Consider the following 18,221-nt stretch of genomic DNA (forward strand, 5'->3'; position numbering starts at 1 on the left):
AGGGAGTGTTGCATGCGAGCAGATTTGGATGAGCGGCCGCAGCGTGGCCGTGGCGCAGGTGAATCAGGCGAACGGCTGATTCGTTGGGGATTCTGGGGCGTTCTTGTCGCGTTGATCCTGTACACCACCCAGCCCGAGTTGGTTGCGCGGCTGCGTGACCGGTTTTTCGTGTCTGCACCCGCTCATCAGCAGGCCGCGCCACCGGCCCCGGTGAGTGTTCCGCCGCCGACCGTGGAGTCGTCTGGTGAGTACGAGTCGACTATCTCCGAGGCGGATCTGGCTGCTGCTCGGTCGATTGCGCAGGGGCAAACTGCAGCCGCGTCGGATGAGCGGCAAACATCGTTCAGTGATGACAATTATGTGCCGCGCCGCGATGTCAACGTGATGGAGTCTCGTCACGTGCGTGAGTACGCACGGACGGAGTCGCGGCGGGCTGAGTCGCCTCGTTCACGGGGGCTGAACGGTACAGGTCAGGCGACCGTCAAGTGGGAGGATGCCCGGCGGCGGGTTACCCGTTGGCGGACCTCTTACACTTACCGTAACAGCCGGATCGATAACGCCAGTTTCTGCAGTAATTATCGCCGTGGCTCCATCGAGTACCGTACCTGTCGCAAAGCAGCCAAGGCGTGGCTGGGCGAGCGATGCGGCAACGCCAATCGGGTAGGTAGCGAGCGGCAGCGTATGTACTGCCATGCACATAACGGCTTCACGCACTGACTGTTCAGTCGTTATTCATCCTGCTTGTGGGCTGATATTTCAGCACTACCGCCCGGCGGGTTTCGCCTTGCTTTTTATGAATGGAGGATTTAGCTTCTCGATCCGAAGCTAAATCACTGGTCGGCACGGTCGACCCGTCATTTCCCAGCAAGAGGCGAAAACAAAGTGAAAACACGTATTACAGAACTGTTCGGCATCGAGCACCCGATTCTCCAGGGCGGCATGCACTGGGTTGGTTTTGCCGAACTGGCGGCTGCCGTTTCCAACGCTGGCGGTCTGGGTACCATTACTGGTCTGACCCAGAAGACCCCGGCTGATCTGGCCAACGAAATCGCCAAGTGCCGGGAACTGACCAACAAGCCGTTCGCCGTCAACCTGACCTTCCTGCCGACCGTCAACGCGCCTGACTACCCGGGCTACATCGACGCTATCGTCAAGGGCGGCGTCAAGATCGTCGAAACTGCTGGCCGCAGCCCGCAGGAATACATGCCGCTGCTGAAAGACGCCGGCATCAAGGTCATCCACAAGTGCACCTCCGTTCGTCACTCGCTGAAAGCCCAGTCCATCGGCTGCGATGCTGTTTCCGTTGACGGCTTCGAGTGTGGCGGTCACCCGGGTGAAGACGACATCCCGAACATGATTTTGCTGCCGCGCGCTGCCGAAGAGCTGGACATCCCGTTCGTTGCCTCCGGCGGCATGGCTGACGGCCGCTCGCTGGTATCTGCCATGGCGCTGGGCGCCGAAGGCATGAACATGGGTACCCGTTTCATCGCTACCAAGGAAGCGCCGGTTCACGAGAACGTCAAGCAGGCTATCGTTGCGGCTTCTGAGTTGGATACCCGCCTGGTCATGCGTCCGCTGCGCAACACCGAGCGCGTGCTGAACAACGCCGCTGTCGCCCGCATCGTCGAGAAAGAGAAGGCGCTTGGCGACAAGCTGACCTTCGCTGACATCATCGACGAAGTTGCTGGCGTTTACCCGCGGATCATGCAGAACGGTGAAATGGATCTGGGTGCCTGGTCCTGCGGTATGGTTGCCGGTCTGATCCATGACATCCCGAGCTGTGAAGATCTGATCGAGCGCATCATGAAGCAGGCCGAAGAGATCATTCGCGCCCGTCTGGTGTCGATGCTGTAATTCGGATCGCCGCTCGGTCCGCGCCGGGCGGTTTTCCTGTCAGGATATCTCCATGCAGACCACCCATATCGACTGCAGTGTCGTGAAAACTGCCGAGATCATCGGCGAATGGTGGTCGCTGCTCATTCTGCGCAATGCCTTTCATGGCATGCGTACCTTTGATGCCTTCCAGCGCCAGCTGGACATCTCCAGCAGTGTGCTGAGTACCCGGTTGAAGAAACTCACTGCCGCAGGCGTGCTGCAGAAAGTCCCGTCCGCCGCCGATGGACGATCCTTCGAGTACCGTCTTACGCCTGCCGGTATGGACCTGTATCCCGTTATCATCAGCCTCATGCAGTGGGGTGAGAAATGGCGCCCCAACGGCCGTGGTGACCGGATGCTGCTGCTTGAGAAACGCTCTGGACGCCCCATTCTCGGCGCTGAAGTGCTATCGGCCGATGGTCGGCCGTTGAAAGCATGGGAAGTTGAGGTCCAGGCGGGGCCGGGTGCTGATGAATACGTGCGCGAACTGGTCGGCGATACCTGATTCGGTCACGAATCCGCTGTTTCGGGGTAGGCATATCGTTTCACTTCGGTATCATTTGCCGACGCTCCGCGCACTGCGCGGCCTCCTCATGGCTACAGGGACGGTTATTGAATGAAAGTTACCTCACTGCTTGCGCTGGGTCTGACCGGCGCCTTGCTCTCTACACCGCTGCAGGCGGTTACTGAATACGAAAAGAAAGGCGATCTGCGTGCCCAGATCACCCAGTGGATCAGTCAGGCGCTCAATGGCGATGCCGAAGCCCAACGGGAGCTCGCGCAGCGATACTACGATGGTGAGGGCGTCGAGCAGGACTACGCCAAGGCCTTCGAGCTGTACAGCGAAGCAGCTGCTCAGGGCGATGCCGAGGCTGAGTTCTCTGTTGCCTACATGTATGACATGGGCCAGGGCGTCGAGCTGGACGATCTCAAGGCCATCGAGTACTACACGCGCTCCGCTGAGCAGGGCAATGCGGCGGCGCAGTTCAACCTCGCGCTGATGTATGACGAAGGCGAAGGCGTACCAGTGGATGACCTCAAGGCCATCGACTGGTACTTGCGCGCCGCCGAGCAGGGTCACGCCGACGCGCAATACAATCTGGCGTTGATGTACGACGTGGGTGAGGGTGTGCCGGCCAACGACCGCAAAGCCGCCGAGTACTACCTGATGGCGGCGCAGCAGGGCCATGCCGACGCCCAGTACAACCTGGCGCTGCTGTATGACAGTGGCGAAGGCGTGCCGCTGGACGATCGTGAGGCCATCCGTTGGTACACCGCAGCTGCCGAGCAGGGTGACGCGGCAGCGCAATACAACCTGGCGATTATGTATGACGAGGGTGAAGGTGTGCCGGTCGATGACCGTCGTGCCATCGAGTGGTACCGCAAGGCCGCAGAGCAGGGCCACAAGGATGCCCAGTACAACCTCGCATTGATGTACGACGAAGGTGAAGGCACCAAGGTGGATGACGCCGAGGCGATCAACTGGTACTCCTTCGCAGCCGAACAGGGCCATGCCAAGGCCCAGTACAACCTCGCGCTGATGTACGACGAGGGTGAAGGCACCGCCGAAGACAATCAGGCTGCGATCAAGTGGTACACCGCTGCCGCCGAGCAGGGTGAGCGCAATGCCCAATACAACCTGGCTATCATGTATGACGAGGGTGAGGGCACGCCAGAGGACAACCTCGAGGCGATCAAGTGGTATGGCGCTGCAGCCAGTCAGGGTGAGCCCAGTGCGATGTTCAACCTGGCGATCATGTATATGAACGGTGAGGGTATACGCACCAACAACGCGATGGCCTACATGCTGTTCGCGCTCAGTGCCGGGCAGGGGCTGGAAGGCGCCCGCGAGGCGCGTGATGTGGTGGCCGATGAGCTTAGCGCCAGTCAGCTCAAGAAGGCTCAGCGCGCGGCCGCTGAATGGTCGGTAGGTGACCCACTGCCTGTTCTCTGAGTGCGGTAGCTTCTGTCTTATTCATGCTGTGAATAAGCTTTATCAGTGTGGCGGGGGTCCATTCCGGGCGCAATTTGCGTACTGTATCGGTCCCCGCAGAACGGCCAGTCGGCCGCCTTTGCATACCGAACAGTCTTTGTACTTCATCTTGCTCACATTATCCGGAGGTAGCTGACATGGCTGCGTTTGAAGATATCAAGAAGGTTGGCGTTATCGGCGCTGGCACCATGGGTCGCGGCATCGTGATGAACTTCGTCAATGCTGGCTACCCGGTCACCTGGTTGGACGTCAACGGCGAGATGCTGGAGAAGGGGCTGGTTGAAATCGCTGCGGTCTACAAGCGCTCGGTTGCCCAAGAGCGTTTTGACGACGCCGAAGCACAGGCTCGTGTCGCCCGCATCAGCACCACTCAGGACTACGCAGACCTGGCTGACATGGACCTGGTGGTTGAGGCTGTCTATGAAAACATGGATCTGAAGAAGAAGATCTTTGCCGAACTGGACAAGGCGGTTAAGCCGTCCGCGATTCTGGCCACCAACACCTCTTACCTGGATATCGACGAAATCGCTTCTGCGACCCAGCGTCCGACTCAGGTTCTGGGCCTGCACTTCTTCAGCCCTGCACACATCATGAAGCTGCTGGAAGTCGTTCGCGGCAAGGCAACTGCTCAGGACGTTATGGACGCCTGTCTGGCCGTTGGCAAGAAGATTGGCAAGGAAGCGGTTCTGGCTGGCAACTGCCACGGCTTCATCGGTAACCGCATGCTGGAGAAGTACTCTCGCCAGTCTCGCGAAGTTGTGCTGGAAGGCTCCACTCCGTGGGAAGTTGACCAAGCGCTGCAGGGCTTCGGTATGGCTATGGGCCCGTACCGCATGTACGACGTGGTTGGTGTCGACCTGGGCTGGCGTTCCCGTCAGCTGGCCGGCGTCGGTCGTGGCGAGCCGATCGTATGGCTGGACAACAAGCTGTGTGAAATGGAGCGTTTCGGTCAGAAGAGCGGCCATGGCTTCTACAAGTACGAAGCGGGCAGCCGTCAGGCGATCCACGACCCGGAAACCGACATGATGGCCCGTGAAGTAGCGGAAGAAGCCGGCTACACCGCCCGTGACGTATCCGCTGACGAAATCGTGACCCGCTGCATCCTGGCGCTGGTCAACGAAGGTGCGCGCATTCTGGACGAAGGCTTTGCCGAGTCTGCCGAAGATATCGACCGCGTTTACCGCTTCGGTTACGGCTTCCCAGCCGACCGCACTGGTCCGATGGCCTACGCCGACAGCCTGGGTCTGGACAAGGTGCTGGCCGAGATCCGTGCGCTGGAAGCCGAGCGTGGCGAGTTCTGGAAGCCGGCCGCCGGTCTGGTCAAGCTGGCTGAAGCGGGTGGTCGCTTCACCAAGGCCTGATCTGGTCAATAAAAAACCGCGACAGCCTGGGCTGTCGCGGTTTTTTTGTGCCTGTTATCCGGGCAAAGCCAGCTCCGTGGGGCGGCGCTGTGGTCTTAGTCGTTGCTGACCGGGATGCCGGTAACCGGCTGGCCGTTGACGGTCGCTTCCTTGAGCATGATCTGATAGTGCTGGCCATCGGTTTCAATTTGGCTCAGGCGAACCAGCAGGTAGTTCCAGTCCTTGGCAAACCAGAGGGTGGTTTCACGACGTGCGTCGGGCTCGCGCACACGCTCTACTTCAACGGCGTCAAATTGGCCGGCACGGGTTGTCACCCGTTCTTCGCCGACGACGCGGAATTCATATTCTTCTACTTCGTCGCCGTCGACCACGCGGTAGGTCATGTCCTTCTTGCCGGCAGCCAGATCGGCCTGCAGGGCCAGCTGGTAGGTGGTCTTGTCGAGCAAGCCGGGTTCGGTTGGCAGGCTGAACGCTTCGCCCTTGTAGGTGCCGGTGACCTGCGCCTGGGGCCAGTCGAAGTGTTGCAGGATTTCCTTGCCCCGACCGAGGCCGCGGCGCTCGTAGTGGTAGTCAATCGGCTGAATCTGATTGTCGGCCACCCGCAGGGTGCTTTGCTCGGTTAGCCTGGCAACGAACATGCTGGCGCTGAAGGAGAGCTTCCAGCTGCCGTCGGCGTTGGGCTGCAGGCTGTGAATGGCTTCGCCGTTGACCGGGATGTTTTTCATGTCTGCGGCGTAACTGGCGCTGAATGGCTCCAGCTCGAGGGCGCCGGCGGTGCTGGCAGTTAAGCTGAGCAGCAGGCCTGCGAGGGGGTTGGTAAAACGATGGTGCGCTATTCTTTTAATGGTCGTGTTGGCATGCATCTGGTCTTGTCTCATCTGCCGGATTCGATGTCTTCCAGTCTTAACCCGCTGGGCGGAACGGGCACGTCGTCCAGACGGGCCTGATCACCCTCCAGGCGCAGGCGACCGGTTGCAAACCAGCGCGCTGCGAGCGGATACAGACGGTGCTCCTTCACCTGTACGCGAGCGGCCAGACTGGCAGCGTCATCGTCCGGGTGAACGGTCACTCGTCCCTGTATGACTACTGGACCGCCATCAAGTTCTTCAGTGACGAAATGAATACTGGCTCCGTGCTCTTCATCGCCCTCGTCCAGTGCGCGCTGGTGGGTCTGCAGACCCTTGTGTCGCGGTAGCAGTGAGGGGTGAATGTTGAGTAGCCTGCCACGGTAATGTGTCACAAAATCGGCAGTGAGAATGCGCATGAAGCCGGCGAGCAGCACCAGATCAGGCTGGAATGCATCAATTTCGGCGATCAGTGCCTGGTCAAATGCAGCGCGGTCGGTGAAGTTGCGGTGGTCCAGGGCGCGGGTCTCAATGCCTGCGTCGCTGGCGCGGACCAGACCATAGGCCTCGGCCTTGTTGGAGATGACCGCGACGATCTCGGCCGGCGCATCCGCGCCGGCGAGGTCGTCGATCAGTGCCTGCAGGTTGGTGCCTGATCCGGAGATCAGGACAACAATACGGCTGCGCACCTTTTAGTTGCCGTGCTGCAGAACAACAGCTTCAGCGCCTTCTGCGCCGCTGGCGATACGGCCAATGATCCAGGGTTGCTCGCCGGCGTCACGCAGGCTCTGGAGGGCAGCTTCGGCCTGCTCTTCTGCAACGCAGATGACCATGCCAACGCCGCAGTTCAGCACCCGGTGCATTTCGGTTTCGTCGACATTGCCCTGCTCCTGCAGCCAGTTGAATACGGCGGGGCGCTGCCAGCTGGCCAGATCAATGATTGCCTGTGAGCCTTCCGGCAGAACGCGCGGAATGTTCTCCAGCAGGCCGCCACCGGTGATGTGGGCCATGGCTTTCACGGCACCGGTCTGCTTGATCAGTTGCAGCAGGGCCTTGACGTAGATGCGGGTCGGCGCCATTAGCAGTTCGCTCAGTGGCTTGCCGTCGAGCTGGGTGCTGTGGATGTCGATACCGGCGACTTCGATGATCTTGCGGATCAGCGAGTAGCCGTTGGAGTGCGGGCCGGAGGAGGGCAGGGCAATCAGGGCGTCGCCGTCGATGACCTTGCTGCCGTCAATGATATCGGCCTTTTCGACCACGCCAACACAGAAGCCGGCCAGGTCGTAGTCTTCGCCTTCGTACATACCGGGCATTTCGGCGGTTTCACCGCCAACCAGCGCGCAGCCGGCCAGTTCACAGCCGGCGCCGATGCCGGTCACAACCTGAGCGGCAACATCCACGTTCAGCTTGCCGGTGGCGTAGTAGTCGAGGAAAAACAGCGGTTCGGCACCGCAGACCACCAGATCGTTTACACACATGGCGACCAGGTCGATACCGATCTGGTCGTGCATGTTCAGATCCATCGCCAGACGCAGCTTGGTGCCGACGCCGTCGGTACCGGACACCAGTACCGGCTGGCGATAGCCTTCAGGGATTTCGCACAGGGCGCCAAAGCCGCCCAGGCCGCCCATTACCTCCGGACGCGCGGTGCGCTTGGCAACGTGCTTGATACGGTCGACCAGGGCGTTACCGGCGGCGATGTCCACACCGGCGTCTTTGTAGCTGATCGAGGGTTTGGAAGGCGTCTGGCTGCTCATGAGCGGTTCTCGAACTGTTGAAAAAGGATAGGGCTCGACACGCCTTGGGTGCTGTGCGGGCAGGCGCTTTCGAATAGCGGCATAGTCTACCAATTCATGCTCGGCAGAGCCATGCCGAACGCGGTCTCCCGACATACTGAATGCGGCATGCTGCGCTGGTCTGCGGCAAGTTGGTTGCCGCGCCTGCGAGGCTTGGTTAATGTAACGGGCTATCGCAGCATTATCGTGGCTGTGAAAATTTCCAGCTATCCGACGGAACTGTCCATGCTCCTGTTGCGTAACGCCTGTATCGGTCTTGTCTCATTCTGTCTGCCGCTGTTTTCCCAAGCGGCTGTCGTCGAATCCCTATATCAGGTCGATGTTCCGCCCCACGCTGAGGCTGATCAGTCTGCCCAGTTGGCCGTCGCAGCCAAGGTGATGCTGGAGCGGCTGGCAGGCGCCGGCGTAAAGACCGATAGCGGCCCGTTGGCCGATGTGCTGGCGGAGCCAACCCGAGTTACCCGCCAGGTTGGTTCGCTTGGCGACGATGGCGCGTTGCGTGTCGAGTTTGATCCCGTGTTGCTGCGCGAGGCGTTGGGGAAGGCCAGTGTGCCGGTTCTCGGGCGTAATCGTCCGGGGATTCTGGTCTGGGCAGTGCAGGGAGATGATTACAGCCGTGATTTTATCGGTACTTCCGGTGAGATGGGGCAGGCGTTAAAAACCGCAGGGCGTTACCGTGGTGTTGCTCTGATGCAGCCGCTGGCCGATCTGCAGGATCGCAGCAGCGTCAGCGAGCAGGATGTGGTGGACGCGAGTCAGGATGTGCTGGAAAGCGCCAGTGATCGCTACTCCAGCGAGGGTGTGCTGGCGCTGTCGGTCAGCCATGAAGCGGACACCTGGGGTGCCCAATGGACCCTGTGGCTGAATGATCGGAAGCTGACCGGCAAGGCCAGCAGTGAGGACCCTCTGGCGGTTGCTGACGAGTTGATGCAGGCGATTGCTGCCGAGGTTCATCGGCAGTACGCCGTGGGCGGGGCGTCTTCGGCTGCCCCGGTATCTGGCTGGCAGCTGGAAGTCAGCGGTATTAACAGTGTTGATGCGTTTGCCAACCTGCAGCGTACGCTGCAGCAGTTGGGTATGGAGCAGCAACCCAGCCTGCTCTCGGTTGAAGGTGATCGTGTGCACTTCAGCGTCGATTTTGCCGGTGACCGTGCTCAGCTTGAGCGCATGCTGATGCTGGATCAGCGCCTGGTTGAAGTCGCTCCGCCAGCTGCCGAGCCAGTCGAAACAGCTGAGCCAGAGGTGCTGGTGGACGACGCAGCAGAGCCAATCGAGCCAGCAGAACAGGTCAATACGCTGTATTATCGCTGGCGCTGATTAGCGTCGGCGGGCCGCTCAGGCGCTTGTGGGCATTTTGCGCTGCGTGATCTCGTTAGCCGTATCGTGCTCTGGCCCTCTACAACGGGCGGTCGCCAGGCAATTATGAAGTCGACAATGTACGTGTCGAGTTGGATGAGGAAGAGCAACACTGATGTCGGCGGGACAACCAGTTCAACTGCCCTTGGGTATCAAGCTGCGCGACGAAGCGACCTTTGCCAGCTATTACCCGGGCCCGAATGCGACGGTGCTGGCGGCGACGCAGGCGTTTGCCTCCTTGCAGACGCCTGCGTCGGAGTGTTGCCTGTTTCTCTGGGGAACTGAAGGCACTGGTCGCACGCATTTGTTGCAGGCGGCCTGTCATGCTCTCGCCGATGAAGGTGGTCTGGCCATGTACCTGCCGCTGGATGAACTGGTCGACGAAGGTCCGTTGCTGCTCGAAGGCATGGAGTCGGTAGACCTGCTCTGTCTGGACAAGCTGGAGGCGATTGTCGGCCGTGCGGACTGGGAGGAAGCCCTGTTCCATCTCTACAACCGGTTGCGTGAGCAGGGTGGGCGTTTATTGCTGGCCGCGACCGCGGCGCCAAAAGCCCTTGGCCTCAAGCTGGCTGACCTCGAATCACGGTTAGGCTGGGGGCTGGTATTTCAGCTGCAGCCGCTGGATGACGAGGGCAAGCAGGAAGTGTTGAAGTTGCGCGCTGCCCAGCGTGGTCTGCAACTGGGTGATGATGTTGCCCGGTACATTCTCAGTCGCGGAGCCCGCGGCATGGGGGAGTTGTTTGCCGCCCTGGAAACACTGGATCAGGCGTCACTGCGTGATCAGCATCGATTGACCATTCCCTTCGTCAAGCGGGAGATGGGCTGGTAGCCGAATCTCCCGCTGGGTTCTCTGGGTGGCCCCGCTCAGGTTTCTCCCCGCTCTACCCGTTGCGCCTGGAAGCTCCAGCGGATGTAGTAGAGCGCTGCAATGAAATACAGCACGCTGAATCCGGCCATAAACAACCCGTAGCCCAAGCGACCGGGCTGGAAACAGATCAGGACGCCCTGAATGAAATACAGGTTGATGGCAAAGCTGAGCCAGGCGTGAGTCCGCACATGGCCGGTGATGATGCCGGGCAGGAAGATCAGCAGTGGCAGCAGCTGCACGCCGATGATGATGACCGGGTTGGCCCCGTGCAGGTCGGCGATCAGCAGGTTGTAGGCGAGCATGCCGAGCAGCAGTCCAGCGTAACCGGTCAGTGCGACCACGCGACTGATTTGGCAGCGTGGCCGGAGGTAGTCCAGGGACGGTAAGGGTTTCTTCCTAGCCAAGGGCCTGTGCTCCTGCTGCCAGTTGAGCGGTGATGCTGCCGACCCGCTTGCCGAGTGCCCGGCACAGTTGGCTTTCGTGCTGATCCAGTCGACGCTCGCCCTGGCTGCCAGCGTGATGGCTGGCACCATAGGGTGTACCGCCCCCACGGGTCTCGATCAATGCGTTCTCACTATAGGGTAAGCCAACCAGCAGCATGCCGTGGTGCAGCAGCGGCAGCTGCATTGATAACAGCGTGGCTTCCTGCCCGCCGTGCAGGCTGGCGGTCGAGGTGAACACGGCTGCGGGTTTGCCATTCAGGTTGCCGGCGAGCCACAGGCTGCTGGTGCCGTCGATGAAGTGCTTGAGCGGGGCTGCCATGTTGCCGAAACGGGTCGGGCTGCCGAGAATTAGCGCCGAGCAGTGCTTCAGGTCATCGATGCTGCAGTACATCGCGCCGTCTTCCGGCACAGGTGGCAGGCTGGCTGTCGTCTCCGGCGCAACCGGCGGCACGGTGCGGATGCGCGCCTCAATGCCATTCTGCTCGACCCCTTCGGCGATCAGGCGGGCCATCTCGGCGGTGGCGCCATGGCGGCTGTAGTACAGAACCAGAACGTAACCTGGTTGACTCATGCGAACAGCTCCAGAACGCGCTCCGGTGGACGGCCAATCACTGCCTTGCCATCATGGATGACTATCGGGCGCTCGATCAGTTTCGGGTAATCAACCATGGCTTGTACCAACTGCGCTTCGCTCAAATCCGGGTTGGCCAGGTTGAGTTCCTTGTAGGGATCTTCCCCCTTGCGCATGAGCTCGCGCGCGCTGAGGCCCAGGCGTTCGAGCAAATCGACCAGGGTGGCGGCGTCCGGCGGGGTTTCCAGGTAACGAACGATCTCCGGGTTGATGCCCTGTTGCTCGAGTAGCTCGAGTGTCTGACGGGATTTGGAACAACGCGGATTGTGATAGATGGTAGTGGTCATCGGGCAGTGCTCCGTGTGACGGTGGCCTGAAGCAGGGTTGGGGGGTATTCTAAGCGCTAGCGGCCAGTTGAAAAACTACCTGCGTTGCCATCTGCTGGCTGCCTAGCCTACGTTTTGCAACAGGCTACTAAAAGTTAAGGCTGTCAGGGAGATAAGATGCCGCGCCAACTGAATCTGTTTTTGCATTTTGTTCGCTATCTGGGGCGACGCTTTCTCGAAGACAACTGTATAAAGAATGCGGCTGCATTGACCTACACCACGCTGTTCGCTGTGGTGCCGGTAATGACGGTCGCTTACGCCATGCTCGCGGCGATCCCGGCGTTTGATCAGGTGGGTGGTCAGGTCGAGGCGTTCATTTTCAAGAATTTTCTCCCCGCCAGTGGTGAGGCGCTGCAACGCCATCTGAGCGCGTTTTCAACCCAGGCTAGGCAGTTGACTGGCGTTGGTATCGCCCTGCTGATGGTCACTGCGTTGATGATGCTGGTGAATATCGAGAAGGCATTCAATGCAATCTGGCGTATTCGCCAGCCCCGCCGGGGATTATCCAGCTTTTTGCTCTACTGGGCCGTCCTGAGTATCGGGCCGTTGCTGCTTGGCGCCGGCTTTGTCGTCAGTACCTATATCGCTTCCATTTCGCTGTTTCAGCAGGGCGCACTGCTCGGCTCAGTTTGGAACAAGCTGCTGCTGGCGCTGCCCATATTGCTGAGCATTGCCGCTTTTACCCTGATCTTTGTGGCGGTGCCAAATACTCGCGTACCGGTGCGCTATGGCCTGGCTGGTGGCATCTTCGTTGCTTTGCTATTTGAGGCCGCCAAGGCCTGTTTTGGGGTCTACGTTACTCTTTTTCCAGGTTATCAGTTGATCTACGGCGCCTTTGCCGCCGTGCCGCTGTTCCTTTTGTGGATCTATGTCAGTTGGCTGATCATCCTGCTTGGCGCTGAGCTGGTTAGCAATATGGGTAATGGGCACGCCTGGCGTCGTCCCGAGTATCCTTGGATGATCAATTTGCTGGCGTTGCTGAGGGTGTTCCTGTCTGCCCAGCAACGTGGTGAACAGGTTGATCTGGCACGGGTAAATGCCGCTGGCTGGTCGATGCATGAGGAGCTCTGGCTGCAGTTGACCGACTGGCTGGAAAGTGAGCAGGTGGTAACGCGCACCCAGAATGGCTGCTATGTGTTGTGCCGCGATCTGGATGAAATGGAGCTGAGCCGGTTGCTCGAGCGTATGCCGGTGCCGATGGTGGCCCATGAGGCCTTGCCCGCAGCACTTCCCGCAGGGGAGGACTGGTATCCGGCCTTCAGCGAGGCACTGGCCGAAGCGGACGAGGCGCGGCGCACTCACCTGCGGGGTACCGTGAAACAATGGCTGTTGGGCGGCTCGTTCTCCGCTGCCGAACAGACCAGTAAGGAGGGCGTATGAGGTTGCTCGGGCGAATCACGCTGCTGCTCGGGGGGCTGTTGCTCGGTGCCTGCGATGGTACTGATGTGTGGCTGGATCATAACGGCAATGCGGTTGCGCGTGAGCAGCTGCAGGGGCAGCGGGTGTTGGTCAACTTCTGGGCTGAGTGGTGTGGCCCCTGCCGCGACGAGTTGCCGGAATTGAATCGGTTGGCGGCTGAGCTGGCGACCGGACGCGTGGTCGGTGTCGATTACGACGGCGCTGCTGGTGAGCAGCTCAAGGCAACTGCGGAGCGGATGGATATTCGGTTCCCGGTACTGGGGGCGGAGTTTGTCAGCGCCTTTGGGCTGCCGCGCCCGCAGGTATTGCCCACCACCTATTTGCTTGATGGTGACGGGCGAATACTTGAGACCCTGCAGGGGCCGCAGCATTACGATGAGCTGAAACAGTTGATGACGACCGAATAGGCTGGAGGCGTTGATGAGTGATATTTGCGTGCAGGGAAGGGTGGTCGGAAAGGTGCAAGGTGTTGGTTTTCGGCAGGCGACGGTTCGTGAGGCCTCGCGGCTGGGGATCAACGGCTGGGTACGAAACCAGGCTGATGGCAGCGTGGCATTGCTGCTGTGTGGCTCGGAGGATGCACTCGAGGCGATGACTGGTTGGCTGCAGCGCGGCTCAGCACAGGCAAAGGTTGAGAGTGTCGAGCTGGAAGCCTGTGTCTGGCAGGATATCGCCGGCTTTGTTCAGCTGTGACGGGCGCTTGATCAGTCCTTGACGTACCAGTAGCTGTACCAGTAGTCCAGTACGCGGTCAGGGTAGCGGTTGCTGCCGAGGCTGCCGTTGTAGCGCGCTAGCGCCCGGCGCAGATTGCCGTTTTCCTTGTCCAGATAGAACTTGAGAATGGTGCAGCCGTATTGCAGATTGGTCGCCAGGTCGATCAGGTTATCGTCTGGCCGACCAATCTCATTCTTCCAGAACGGCATGATCTGCATCACGCCCTGAGCGCCAACCGATGACAGCGCGTAGGGGTCGAACAGGCTTTCTGCGTGCATCACCGCAATGACCAGATCGGGCTTGAGCTTTGCGCGGGTGGCTGCCTGATGCGCCAGGCGCAGCAATCTCAGTCGAGCCTGCTCATCGGGTATGAACGGCGCCATCCGGGTCGACATGTCGAGCAGCCAGACTTCGGCATCGAAGCGATCATGAAAGCTGTCTGCGCTGGCGATGGTACGCATCAACTCGGCGCGCAACTCCGGGTCAACCGGCGGGCTGGCCGTGGTTGCGTGGCTGGCAGCACTGATCACCAGTAACAGGAGAAACAGCACCGTCCCTGGGCGCATGGTTCAGTCCTGTGCTTGGTTGCTTTGGTCGAGGGCGTGGATAAAGTCGCCCTGCAGGTGTGGGTCCCCTGTGGTCAACAGGATAAGCATATTCTCCAATTGACTGGCCTCTTCCTTGAGTCCGAGCTCGCCCAGGCGGTAGATCCGCTGGACCCACTGGTCGACGTCATCTTCTTCAAGGTTGTCGTAAATCAGCTCGGAGGCCTCGTGCAGCACCGCGCGCAGCTCACGGTCGACCAGTAGTATTGCCTCAGCGTGTACTTCGGCGCTGTTGCGGGCTTCAAGTTCGATAGTGCGAAGCTGCTCGAAATCGACCGGCACGATATCTTCGTCGAGCAGGTTCAGGCGGAAATGCCCTTCGCTGTCGGTTTCACGTTGCACGCTCAGTTCGCCAAGCTGGATATCGATCACGTGATTCGCCCAGGGCAGGGTCTGGTACTGCCGATGCTGGTCGAGCAGGTTGCCACTGGCGTCGTACTGGCTAACCCGGAACAGTCGATTTTCACTGACGCGAATACTGCGGTGCGGGGTATCGAGTACCCGCGGCTCGCCGGTTTCGATGTGCAAGGTGTGGCTGAGCAGTTCGCGTTCGATGTGGCCGGACGCGGCCTCCTGCTGTTGGGTTACGCTGCAGGCCTGGAGTGTGGCCAGCACGGCGCTGGCCCACAACAGGTGGCTGCCCGTGCGGGCATCAAGTCGGCGCGGCATCATTTCCCCTGAATGCGCTCCAGCAGGTAAGGCAGCATCTGGTCGCTAGCGACGCTGATTGCATCCTGATCGCGGCGGTACTTGTATTCCAGCTGGCCTTCGGCCAGACCGCGGTCGCTGATGACGACGCGGTGAGGAATGCCGATCAAGTCCATGTCAGCGAACTTCACGCCAGGGCTGGTCTTCTTGTCGCGGTCATCGAGCAGTACCTCGACGCCAGCGGCTTGCAGGCCTTCATACAGCGCCATGGTCGCTTGTTGAACCGCTTCAGAGCTTTCCATCTTCATCGGGACCAGGGCAACCTGGAACGGCGCCAGAGCGTCCGGCCAGAGAATGCCACGGTCGTCGTAGTTCTGCTCGATGGCTGCGGCGACGACGCGGGAAACGCCAATGCCGTAGCAGCCCATGATCAGGGTTTGGGCCTTACCCTGCTCGTTGAGTACGCTGCAGTCCATCGCCTGGCTGTACTTCTGGCCGAGCTGGAAGATGTGGCCGACCTCGATCCCGCGCTTGATAACCAGCGTGCCGTTGCCGTCCGGGCTGATATCACCCTCGACGACGTTGCGCAGGTCGGCTACGCGGGTGTACTGCGCGTCGCGCTCCCAGTTCACGCCGGTGTAGTGCTTGCCGTCGACATTGGCGCCGCAGACGAAGTCCGCCAGATGAGCGGCGCTGTGGTCGGCAATGACGGTGATCGGCAGCTTGACCGGGCCAATGGAGCCGGGCTTGCAGCCGATGGTGGAGACGATCTGGGCTTCGCTGGCAAATGTCAGCGCCGCGTGGACTTCGGGCAGGTGTTCTGCCTTGATTTCATTCAGCTCATGATCGCCACGCAGCACCAGGGCAACCAGCGGCTGCGGTTTACCTTCTTCTTCCGCACCAAGCACGATCAGGGTCTTGACCGACTGCTCGGCCGGCACCTTGAGGAATTCGCTGACGGCTGCAATGGTGAGCTGGTCAGGCGTGTCGACCAGCGTCATTGGCTGACTGGCGGCTGGGCGGTCGCCCTGCGGCAGCTGAGCGGTGGCCTTTTCCATGTTGGCGGCGTAGCTGCCGGTGTCGGAGAAGATGATGGCGTCTTCGCCGGAATCGGCCAAGACGTGGAATTCGTGGGAGCCTTCACCGCCGATAGAGCCGTTGTCGGCGACTACCGGGCGGAATTCCAGACCCAGGCGGTTGAAGATGTTGCAGTAGGCCTGGTACATGCCATCGTAGGTCTGCTGTAGCGACTCCTGGGTCAGGTGGAAGGAGTAGGCATCCTTCATCAGGAACTCGCGGCCGCGCATCAGACCGAAACGCGGACGGATTTCGTCACGGAATTTGGTTTGGATCTGGTACATGTTGATCGGCAGCTGCTTGTAGCTGGTGATCTCGTTACGGGCCAGATCGGTGATCACTTCTTCGTGGGTCGGGCCAACACAGAAGTCTCGGTCGTGGCGGTCTTTCAGGCGCAGCAGCTCGGGGCCGTATTGCTCCCAGCGACCGGATTCCTGCCACAGCTCGGCGGGTTGAATGGCTGGCATCAGTACTTCCAGTGCGCCGGCTTTATCCATTTCGTCCCGCACAACGGCTTCCACCTTGCGCAGAACGCGAAGGCCCATCGGCAGCCAGGTGTAGAGGCCGGAGGCGATTTTGCGAATCATGCCTGCACGCAGCATCAACTGGTGGCTGATGACGGTAGCGTCGGAGGGCGTCTCCTTGAGAGTGGCAATCAGATACTGGCTGGTACGCATGGGGAAGCGGATCCTGATGTAACGGGCAATTGGGGCGGTATTGTACGATTGTGCCGGTGAACCGTACAGTCCGTGCAGCGGGTGTCTGATCAGAGGGGTAGAAACAGAAAACCCGGCCGAAGCCGGGTTTTCCTCAATACCTGGAAGCTTACAGCAGAGTCCAGGTGTAACCGACGATCAGGCGGTTCTCGTCAACGTCGCCGTTGTCGATAGCCGCGTCCTGACGGACGGTAGCGTTACGCCAGCGCACGTTCAGGCCTTCCAGCATGCCGTTCTGAACGGTGTAGCGCAGTTCACTGTCACGCTCCCAGCGAGAATCGCGGGTGCCGCCAGCAACGGCGTTGTCGATGTCGGTGCCGTGGATGTAACGGGTCATGAAGCTCAGGCCCGGAATGCCCATGCCAGCGAAGTCGTAGTCATAGCGAGCTTGGTAGGACTTTTCATCCTTGGCGTTGAAATCCAGGTACTGAACCGAGTTGGCCAGGAAGATTTCGCCGTCACTGTAGTTGTAGCCAGTGTCGCCGCGCATTTGCTGATAAGCAACACCAAAGGCGTGGTTGCCGGTGTTCAGGGTAACGGCAATGGAGCCGGCCTGGTTGTCCCACTCGGCGCCATCGTTGGAGTCAGAGTCGCTGGTATCGTAGTAGGCAATATTGGTGTTCAGGCTGGTGCCTTCGCTCAGCGGAACGGTCCAGTCAAGGCCGGCGAAGCCGCGCTTGAATGAATCTTCGCTCTTGGCGCCGTACAGCGAAACGCTGACGTTGTCGTTGAACGAGTAGGAGCCGCCAGCGTAGGTCAGGTCTTCGTTGTCTGCCTGAACGCCGTCAGTTTCGTTTGACGTGGCCATTTCACCGCGGTCAGTCAGACGACCGGCTTCAACAAACAGGCCTTCAATGGAGTTGTTGGTGATGCTGTAACCTTCGTAGTGGTTCGGCAGCAGGCGGGAATCGTCATAGGCGACAACCGGGTTTTCCGGCATATGAACGCCGTAACGCAAAACGGTGTCATCCAGAATGGCCATTTTCACGGCGCCGCGGATTTCCGAGTATTCATCCTTGGCCTTACCGTTGTTGTCGGTAGGCAGGAGGCCGGTGTTGACACGGCCACGGCCGCTATCCAGCTTGATACCTTCCATTGCAATAACATCAGCACCGAAACCGATCGGGCCTTGGGTAAAGCCGGACTCGAAGTTCAGCAGGAAGCTGGTAGCTGTTTCTTCTCGTTTGCTTTGGCCGGGAGTGCTATCGCGGAAATCGCGGTTGAAGTAAACAGTGCGGTTGTACAGGGTGGCGGAAGCGCCTTCGACGAAGCCTTCGCCCTCTGCCATTGCGTGGCTAGCCAGCAGGCCATTACCGGCGGCGACTGCCAGTGCCAGCGAACTCCATTTAACTGCGTTCTTCATTGGTGTGCTCCTTTGATATAAAGAAAACCTGTAGGCTCTTTGGCCTGGTCTCTTGTTTTCGCCCTATATTTAAGCACCGATGTGCCGAGCGCGAAAGCAAGTGCCTTAAAAAACAGCATTTTGTCGGGGACTGTTTATAGAATATTGCGCCGTAAATGGCGATACCCGGTGTGCATTTTTTTATA

19 protein-coding genes and 1 pseudogene are annotated in these 18,221 nt (G+C 59.9%); 10 read left to right on the forward strand and 10 right to left on the reverse strand.

The features are described 5' to 3' along the window. The first annotated feature begins 12 nt into the window (after positions 1-12). The 5 genes from C1949_RS03330 to C1949_RS03350 all read left to right on the forward strand — a co-directional run bounded on the left by C1949_RS03330 (position 13) and on the right by C1949_RS03350 (position 5,229). Positions 13-717, forward strand: coding sequence for a hypothetical protein (locus tag C1949_RS03330; RefSeq protein WP_104737063.1), 705 nt, complete (start codon positions 13-15; stop codon positions 715-717). Positions 718-882: 165 nt separating this feature from the next. Beyond that, a complete protein-coding gene (locus C1949_RS03335) occupies positions 883-1,854 on the forward strand; it encodes an NAD(P)H-dependent flavin oxidoreductase (RefSeq protein WP_104737064.1) in 972 nt (323 codons plus the stop codon). A 52-nt stretch (positions 1,855-1,906) separates the two neighbouring features. Then, positions 1,907-2,380, forward strand: coding sequence for a winged helix-turn-helix transcriptional regulator (locus C1949_RS03340; RefSeq protein WP_104737065.1), 474 nt, complete (start codon positions 1,907-1,909; stop codon positions 2,378-2,380). Between the two features lie 111 nt (positions 2,381-2,491). Further along, positions 2,492-3,829: a tetratricopeptide repeat protein gene (locus tag C1949_RS03345; protein WP_104737066.1), complete on the forward strand. Its 1,338-nt coding sequence runs from the start codon at positions 2,492-2,494 to the stop codon at positions 3,827-3,829. Between the two features lie 176 nt (positions 3,830-4,005). Then, the gene (locus tag C1949_RS03350) at positions 4,006-5,229 is read left to right on the forward strand and encodes a 3-hydroxyacyl-CoA dehydrogenase (protein WP_104737067.1); all 1,224 of its coding nucleotides are present in this window, start codon (positions 4,006-4,008) and stop codon (positions 5,227-5,229) included. Positions 5,230-5,324: 95 nt separating this feature from the next. On the opposite strand, the gene C1949_RS03355 is transcribed toward C1949_RS03350, so the two are convergent. The 3 genes from C1949_RS03355 to purM are packed head-to-tail and all read right to left on the reverse strand — an operon-like array spanning position 5,325 to position 7,831. Continuing rightward, on the reverse strand, positions 5,325-6,107 hold the full coding sequence (locus C1949_RS03355; protein ID WP_229744361.1) for a DUF3108 domain-containing protein: 783 nt from the start codon (positions 6,105-6,107) through the stop codon (positions 5,325-5,327). Then, positions 6,104-6,763, reverse strand: coding sequence for a phosphoribosylglycinamide formyltransferase (purN, locus tag C1949_RS03360; RefSeq protein ID WP_104737069.1), 660 nt, complete (start codon positions 6,761-6,763; stop codon positions 6,104-6,106). The genes C1949_RS03355 and purN overlap by 4 nt, the downstream gene beginning before the upstream one ends. A 3-nt stretch (positions 6,764-6,766) precedes the next feature. Continuing rightward, complete coding sequence (gene purM / locus C1949_RS03365) at positions 6,767-7,831, reverse strand: phosphoribosylformylglycinamidine cyclo-ligase (protein WP_104737070.1); 1,065 nt, start codon at positions 7,829-7,831, stop codon at positions 6,767-6,769. A 264-nt stretch (positions 7,832-8,095) separates the two neighbouring features. Here purM and C1949_RS03370 point away from each other — a divergent pair, with 264 nt between their 5' ends. Next, on the forward strand, positions 8,096-9,187 hold the full coding sequence (locus tag C1949_RS03370; RefSeq protein WP_170062989.1) for a DUF2066 domain-containing protein: 1,092 nt from the start codon (positions 8,096-8,098) through the stop codon (positions 9,185-9,187). A 154-nt stretch (positions 9,188-9,341) separates the two neighbouring features. After that, positions 9,342-10,055, forward strand: a complete 714-nt coding sequence (gene hda / locus C1949_RS03375; RefSeq protein ID WP_104737072.1) for a DnaA regulatory inactivator Hda — start codon at positions 9,342-9,344, stop codon at positions 10,053-10,055. A gap of 35 nt (positions 10,056-10,090) precedes the next feature. On the opposite strand, the gene C1949_RS03380 is transcribed toward hda, so the two are convergent. The 3 genes from C1949_RS03380 to arsC are packed head-to-tail and all read right to left on the reverse strand — an operon-like array spanning position 10,091 to position 11,455. Then, positions 10,091-10,498 (reverse strand): DUF2069 domain-containing protein, encoded by a 408-nt coding sequence (locus C1949_RS03380; protein WP_104737073.1) that lies wholly within the window; start codon positions 10,496-10,498, stop codon positions 10,091-10,093. After that, positions 10,491-11,108: an NAD(P)H:quinone oxidoreductase gene (wrbA, locus tag C1949_RS03385; protein WP_104737074.1), complete on the reverse strand. Its 618-nt coding sequence runs from the start codon at positions 11,106-11,108 to the stop codon at positions 10,491-10,493. Before wrbA ends, C1949_RS03380 begins: the two co-directional genes overlap by 8 nt. Next, complete coding sequence (arsC, locus tag C1949_RS03390) at positions 11,105-11,455, reverse strand: arsenate reductase (glutaredoxin) (protein WP_104737075.1); 351 nt, start codon at positions 11,453-11,455, stop codon at positions 11,105-11,107. Before arsC ends, wrbA begins: the two co-directional genes overlap by 4 nt. Before the next feature lie 156 nt (positions 11,456-11,611). Between arsC and C1949_RS03395 the strand changes: the two genes are divergently transcribed. The 3 genes from C1949_RS03395 to C1949_RS03405 are packed head-to-tail and all read left to right on the forward strand — an operon-like array spanning position 11,612 to position 13,606. Continuing rightward, entirely contained in the window at positions 11,612-12,874 is a 1,263-nt protein-coding gene (locus tag C1949_RS03395) for a YihY family inner membrane protein (RefSeq protein ID WP_104737076.1), read from the forward strand. Then, the gene (locus C1949_RS03400; RefSeq protein WP_104737077.1) at positions 12,871-13,320 is read left to right on the forward strand and encodes a TlpA family protein disulfide reductase; all 450 of its coding nucleotides are present in this window, start codon (positions 12,871-12,873) and stop codon (positions 13,318-13,320) included. The genes C1949_RS03395 and C1949_RS03400 overlap by 4 nt, the downstream gene beginning before the upstream one ends. Positions 13,321-13,333: 13 nt before the next feature. Beyond that, the gene (locus C1949_RS03405; RefSeq protein ID WP_104737078.1) at positions 13,334-13,606 is read left to right on the forward strand and encodes an acylphosphatase; all 273 of its coding nucleotides are present in this window, start codon (positions 13,334-13,336) and stop codon (positions 13,604-13,606) included. Between the two features lie 11 nt (positions 13,607-13,617). On the opposite strand, the gene C1949_RS03410 is transcribed toward C1949_RS03405, so the two are convergent. The 4 genes and pseudogenes from C1949_RS03410 to C1949_RS03425 form a co-directional block, all read right to left on the reverse strand. Further along, positions 13,618-14,193, reverse strand: a complete 576-nt coding sequence (locus C1949_RS03410) for a lytic transglycosylase domain-containing protein (protein ID WP_104737079.1) — start codon at positions 14,191-14,193, stop codon at positions 13,618-13,620. Between the two features lie 3 nt (positions 14,194-14,196). Further along, positions 14,197-14,418 (reverse strand): annotated as a pseudogene (locus C1949_RS19810) (hypothetical protein); the annotation flags it as partial. 482 nt (positions 14,419-14,900) lie between these two features. Then, on the reverse strand, positions 14,901-16,634 hold the full coding sequence (locus C1949_RS03420) for a proline--tRNA ligase (RefSeq protein ID WP_104737081.1): 1,734 nt from the start codon (positions 16,632-16,634) through the stop codon (positions 14,901-14,903). A 148-nt stretch (positions 16,635-16,782) separates the two neighbouring features. Further along, positions 16,783-18,036 carry an OprD family porin gene (locus C1949_RS03425; protein ID WP_104737082.1) on the reverse strand — a complete coding sequence of 418 codons (1,254 nt, stop codon included), beginning with the start codon at positions 18,034-18,036 and terminating at the stop codon, positions 16,783-16,785. Positions 18,037-18,221 lie beyond the last annotated feature (185 nt).

Origin of the sequence: Halopseudomonas oceani, from assembly GCF_002903165.1 — a bacterium.
Lineage (GTDB): Bacteria > Pseudomonadota > Gammaproteobacteria > Pseudomonadales > Pseudomonadaceae > Halopseudomonas > Halopseudomonas oceani.

What these genes read in the sequence shown, in the direction of transcription:
- C1949_RS03330 (WP_104737063.1), top strand. Translation starts at nt 13, where the DNA reads ATGCGAGCAGATTTGGATGAGCGGCCGCAGCGTGGCCGTGGCGCAGGT.
- C1949_RS03340 (WP_104737065.1), top strand. Translation starts at nt 1,907, where the DNA reads ATGCAGACCACCCATATCGACTGCAGTGTCGTGAAAACTGCCGAGATC.
- C1949_RS03345 (WP_104737066.1), top strand. Translation starts at nt 2,492, where the DNA reads ATGAAAGTTACCTCACTGCTTGCGCTGGGTCTGACCGGCGCCTTGCTC.
- C1949_RS03350 (WP_104737067.1), top strand. Translation starts at nt 4,006, where the DNA reads ATGGCTGCGTTTGAAGATATCAAGAAGGTTGGCGTTATCGGCGCTGGC.
- C1949_RS03355 (WP_229744361.1), bottom strand. Translation starts at nt 6,107, where the DNA reads ATGAGACAAGACCAGATGCATGCCAACACGACCATTAAAAGAATAGCG.
- purM (WP_104737070.1), bottom strand. Translation starts at nt 7,831, where the DNA reads ATGAGCAGCCAGACGCCTTCCAAACCCTCGATCAGCTACAAAGACGCC.
- C1949_RS03370 (WP_170062989.1), top strand. Translation starts at nt 8,096, where the DNA reads ATGCTCCTGTTGCGTAACGCCTGTATCGGTCTTGTCTCATTCTGTCTG.
- hda (WP_104737072.1), top strand. Translation starts at nt 9,342, where the DNA reads ATGTCGGCGGGACAACCAGTTCAACTGCCCTTGGGTATCAAGCTGCGC.
- wrbA (WP_104737074.1), bottom strand. Translation starts at nt 11,108, where the DNA reads ATGAGTCAACCAGGTTACGTTCTGGTTCTGTACTACAGCCGCCATGGC.
- arsC (WP_104737075.1), bottom strand. Translation starts at nt 11,455, where the DNA reads ATGACCACTACCATCTATCACAATCCGCGTTGTTCCAAATCCCGTCAG.
- C1949_RS03395 (WP_104737076.1), top strand. Translation starts at nt 11,612, where the DNA reads ATGCCGCGCCAACTGAATCTGTTTTTGCATTTTGTTCGCTATCTGGGG.
- C1949_RS03400 (WP_104737077.1), top strand. Translation starts at nt 12,871, where the DNA reads ATGAGGTTGCTCGGGCGAATCACGCTGCTGCTCGGGGGGCTGTTGCTC.
- C1949_RS03405 (WP_104737078.1), top strand. Translation starts at nt 13,334, where the DNA reads ATGAGTGATATTTGCGTGCAGGGAAGGGTGGTCGGAAAGGTGCAAGGT.
- C1949_RS03410 (WP_104737079.1), bottom strand. Translation starts at nt 14,193, where the DNA reads ATGCGCCCAGGGACGGTGCTGTTTCTCCTGTTACTGGTGATCAGTGCT.
- C1949_RS03420 (WP_104737081.1), bottom strand. Translation starts at nt 16,634, where the DNA reads ATGCGTACCAGCCAGTATCTGATTGCCACTCTCAAGGAGACGCCCTCC.
- C1949_RS03425 (WP_104737082.1), bottom strand. Translation starts at nt 18,036, where the DNA reads ATGAAGAACGCAGTTAAATGGAGTTCGCTGGCACTGGCAGTCGCCGCC.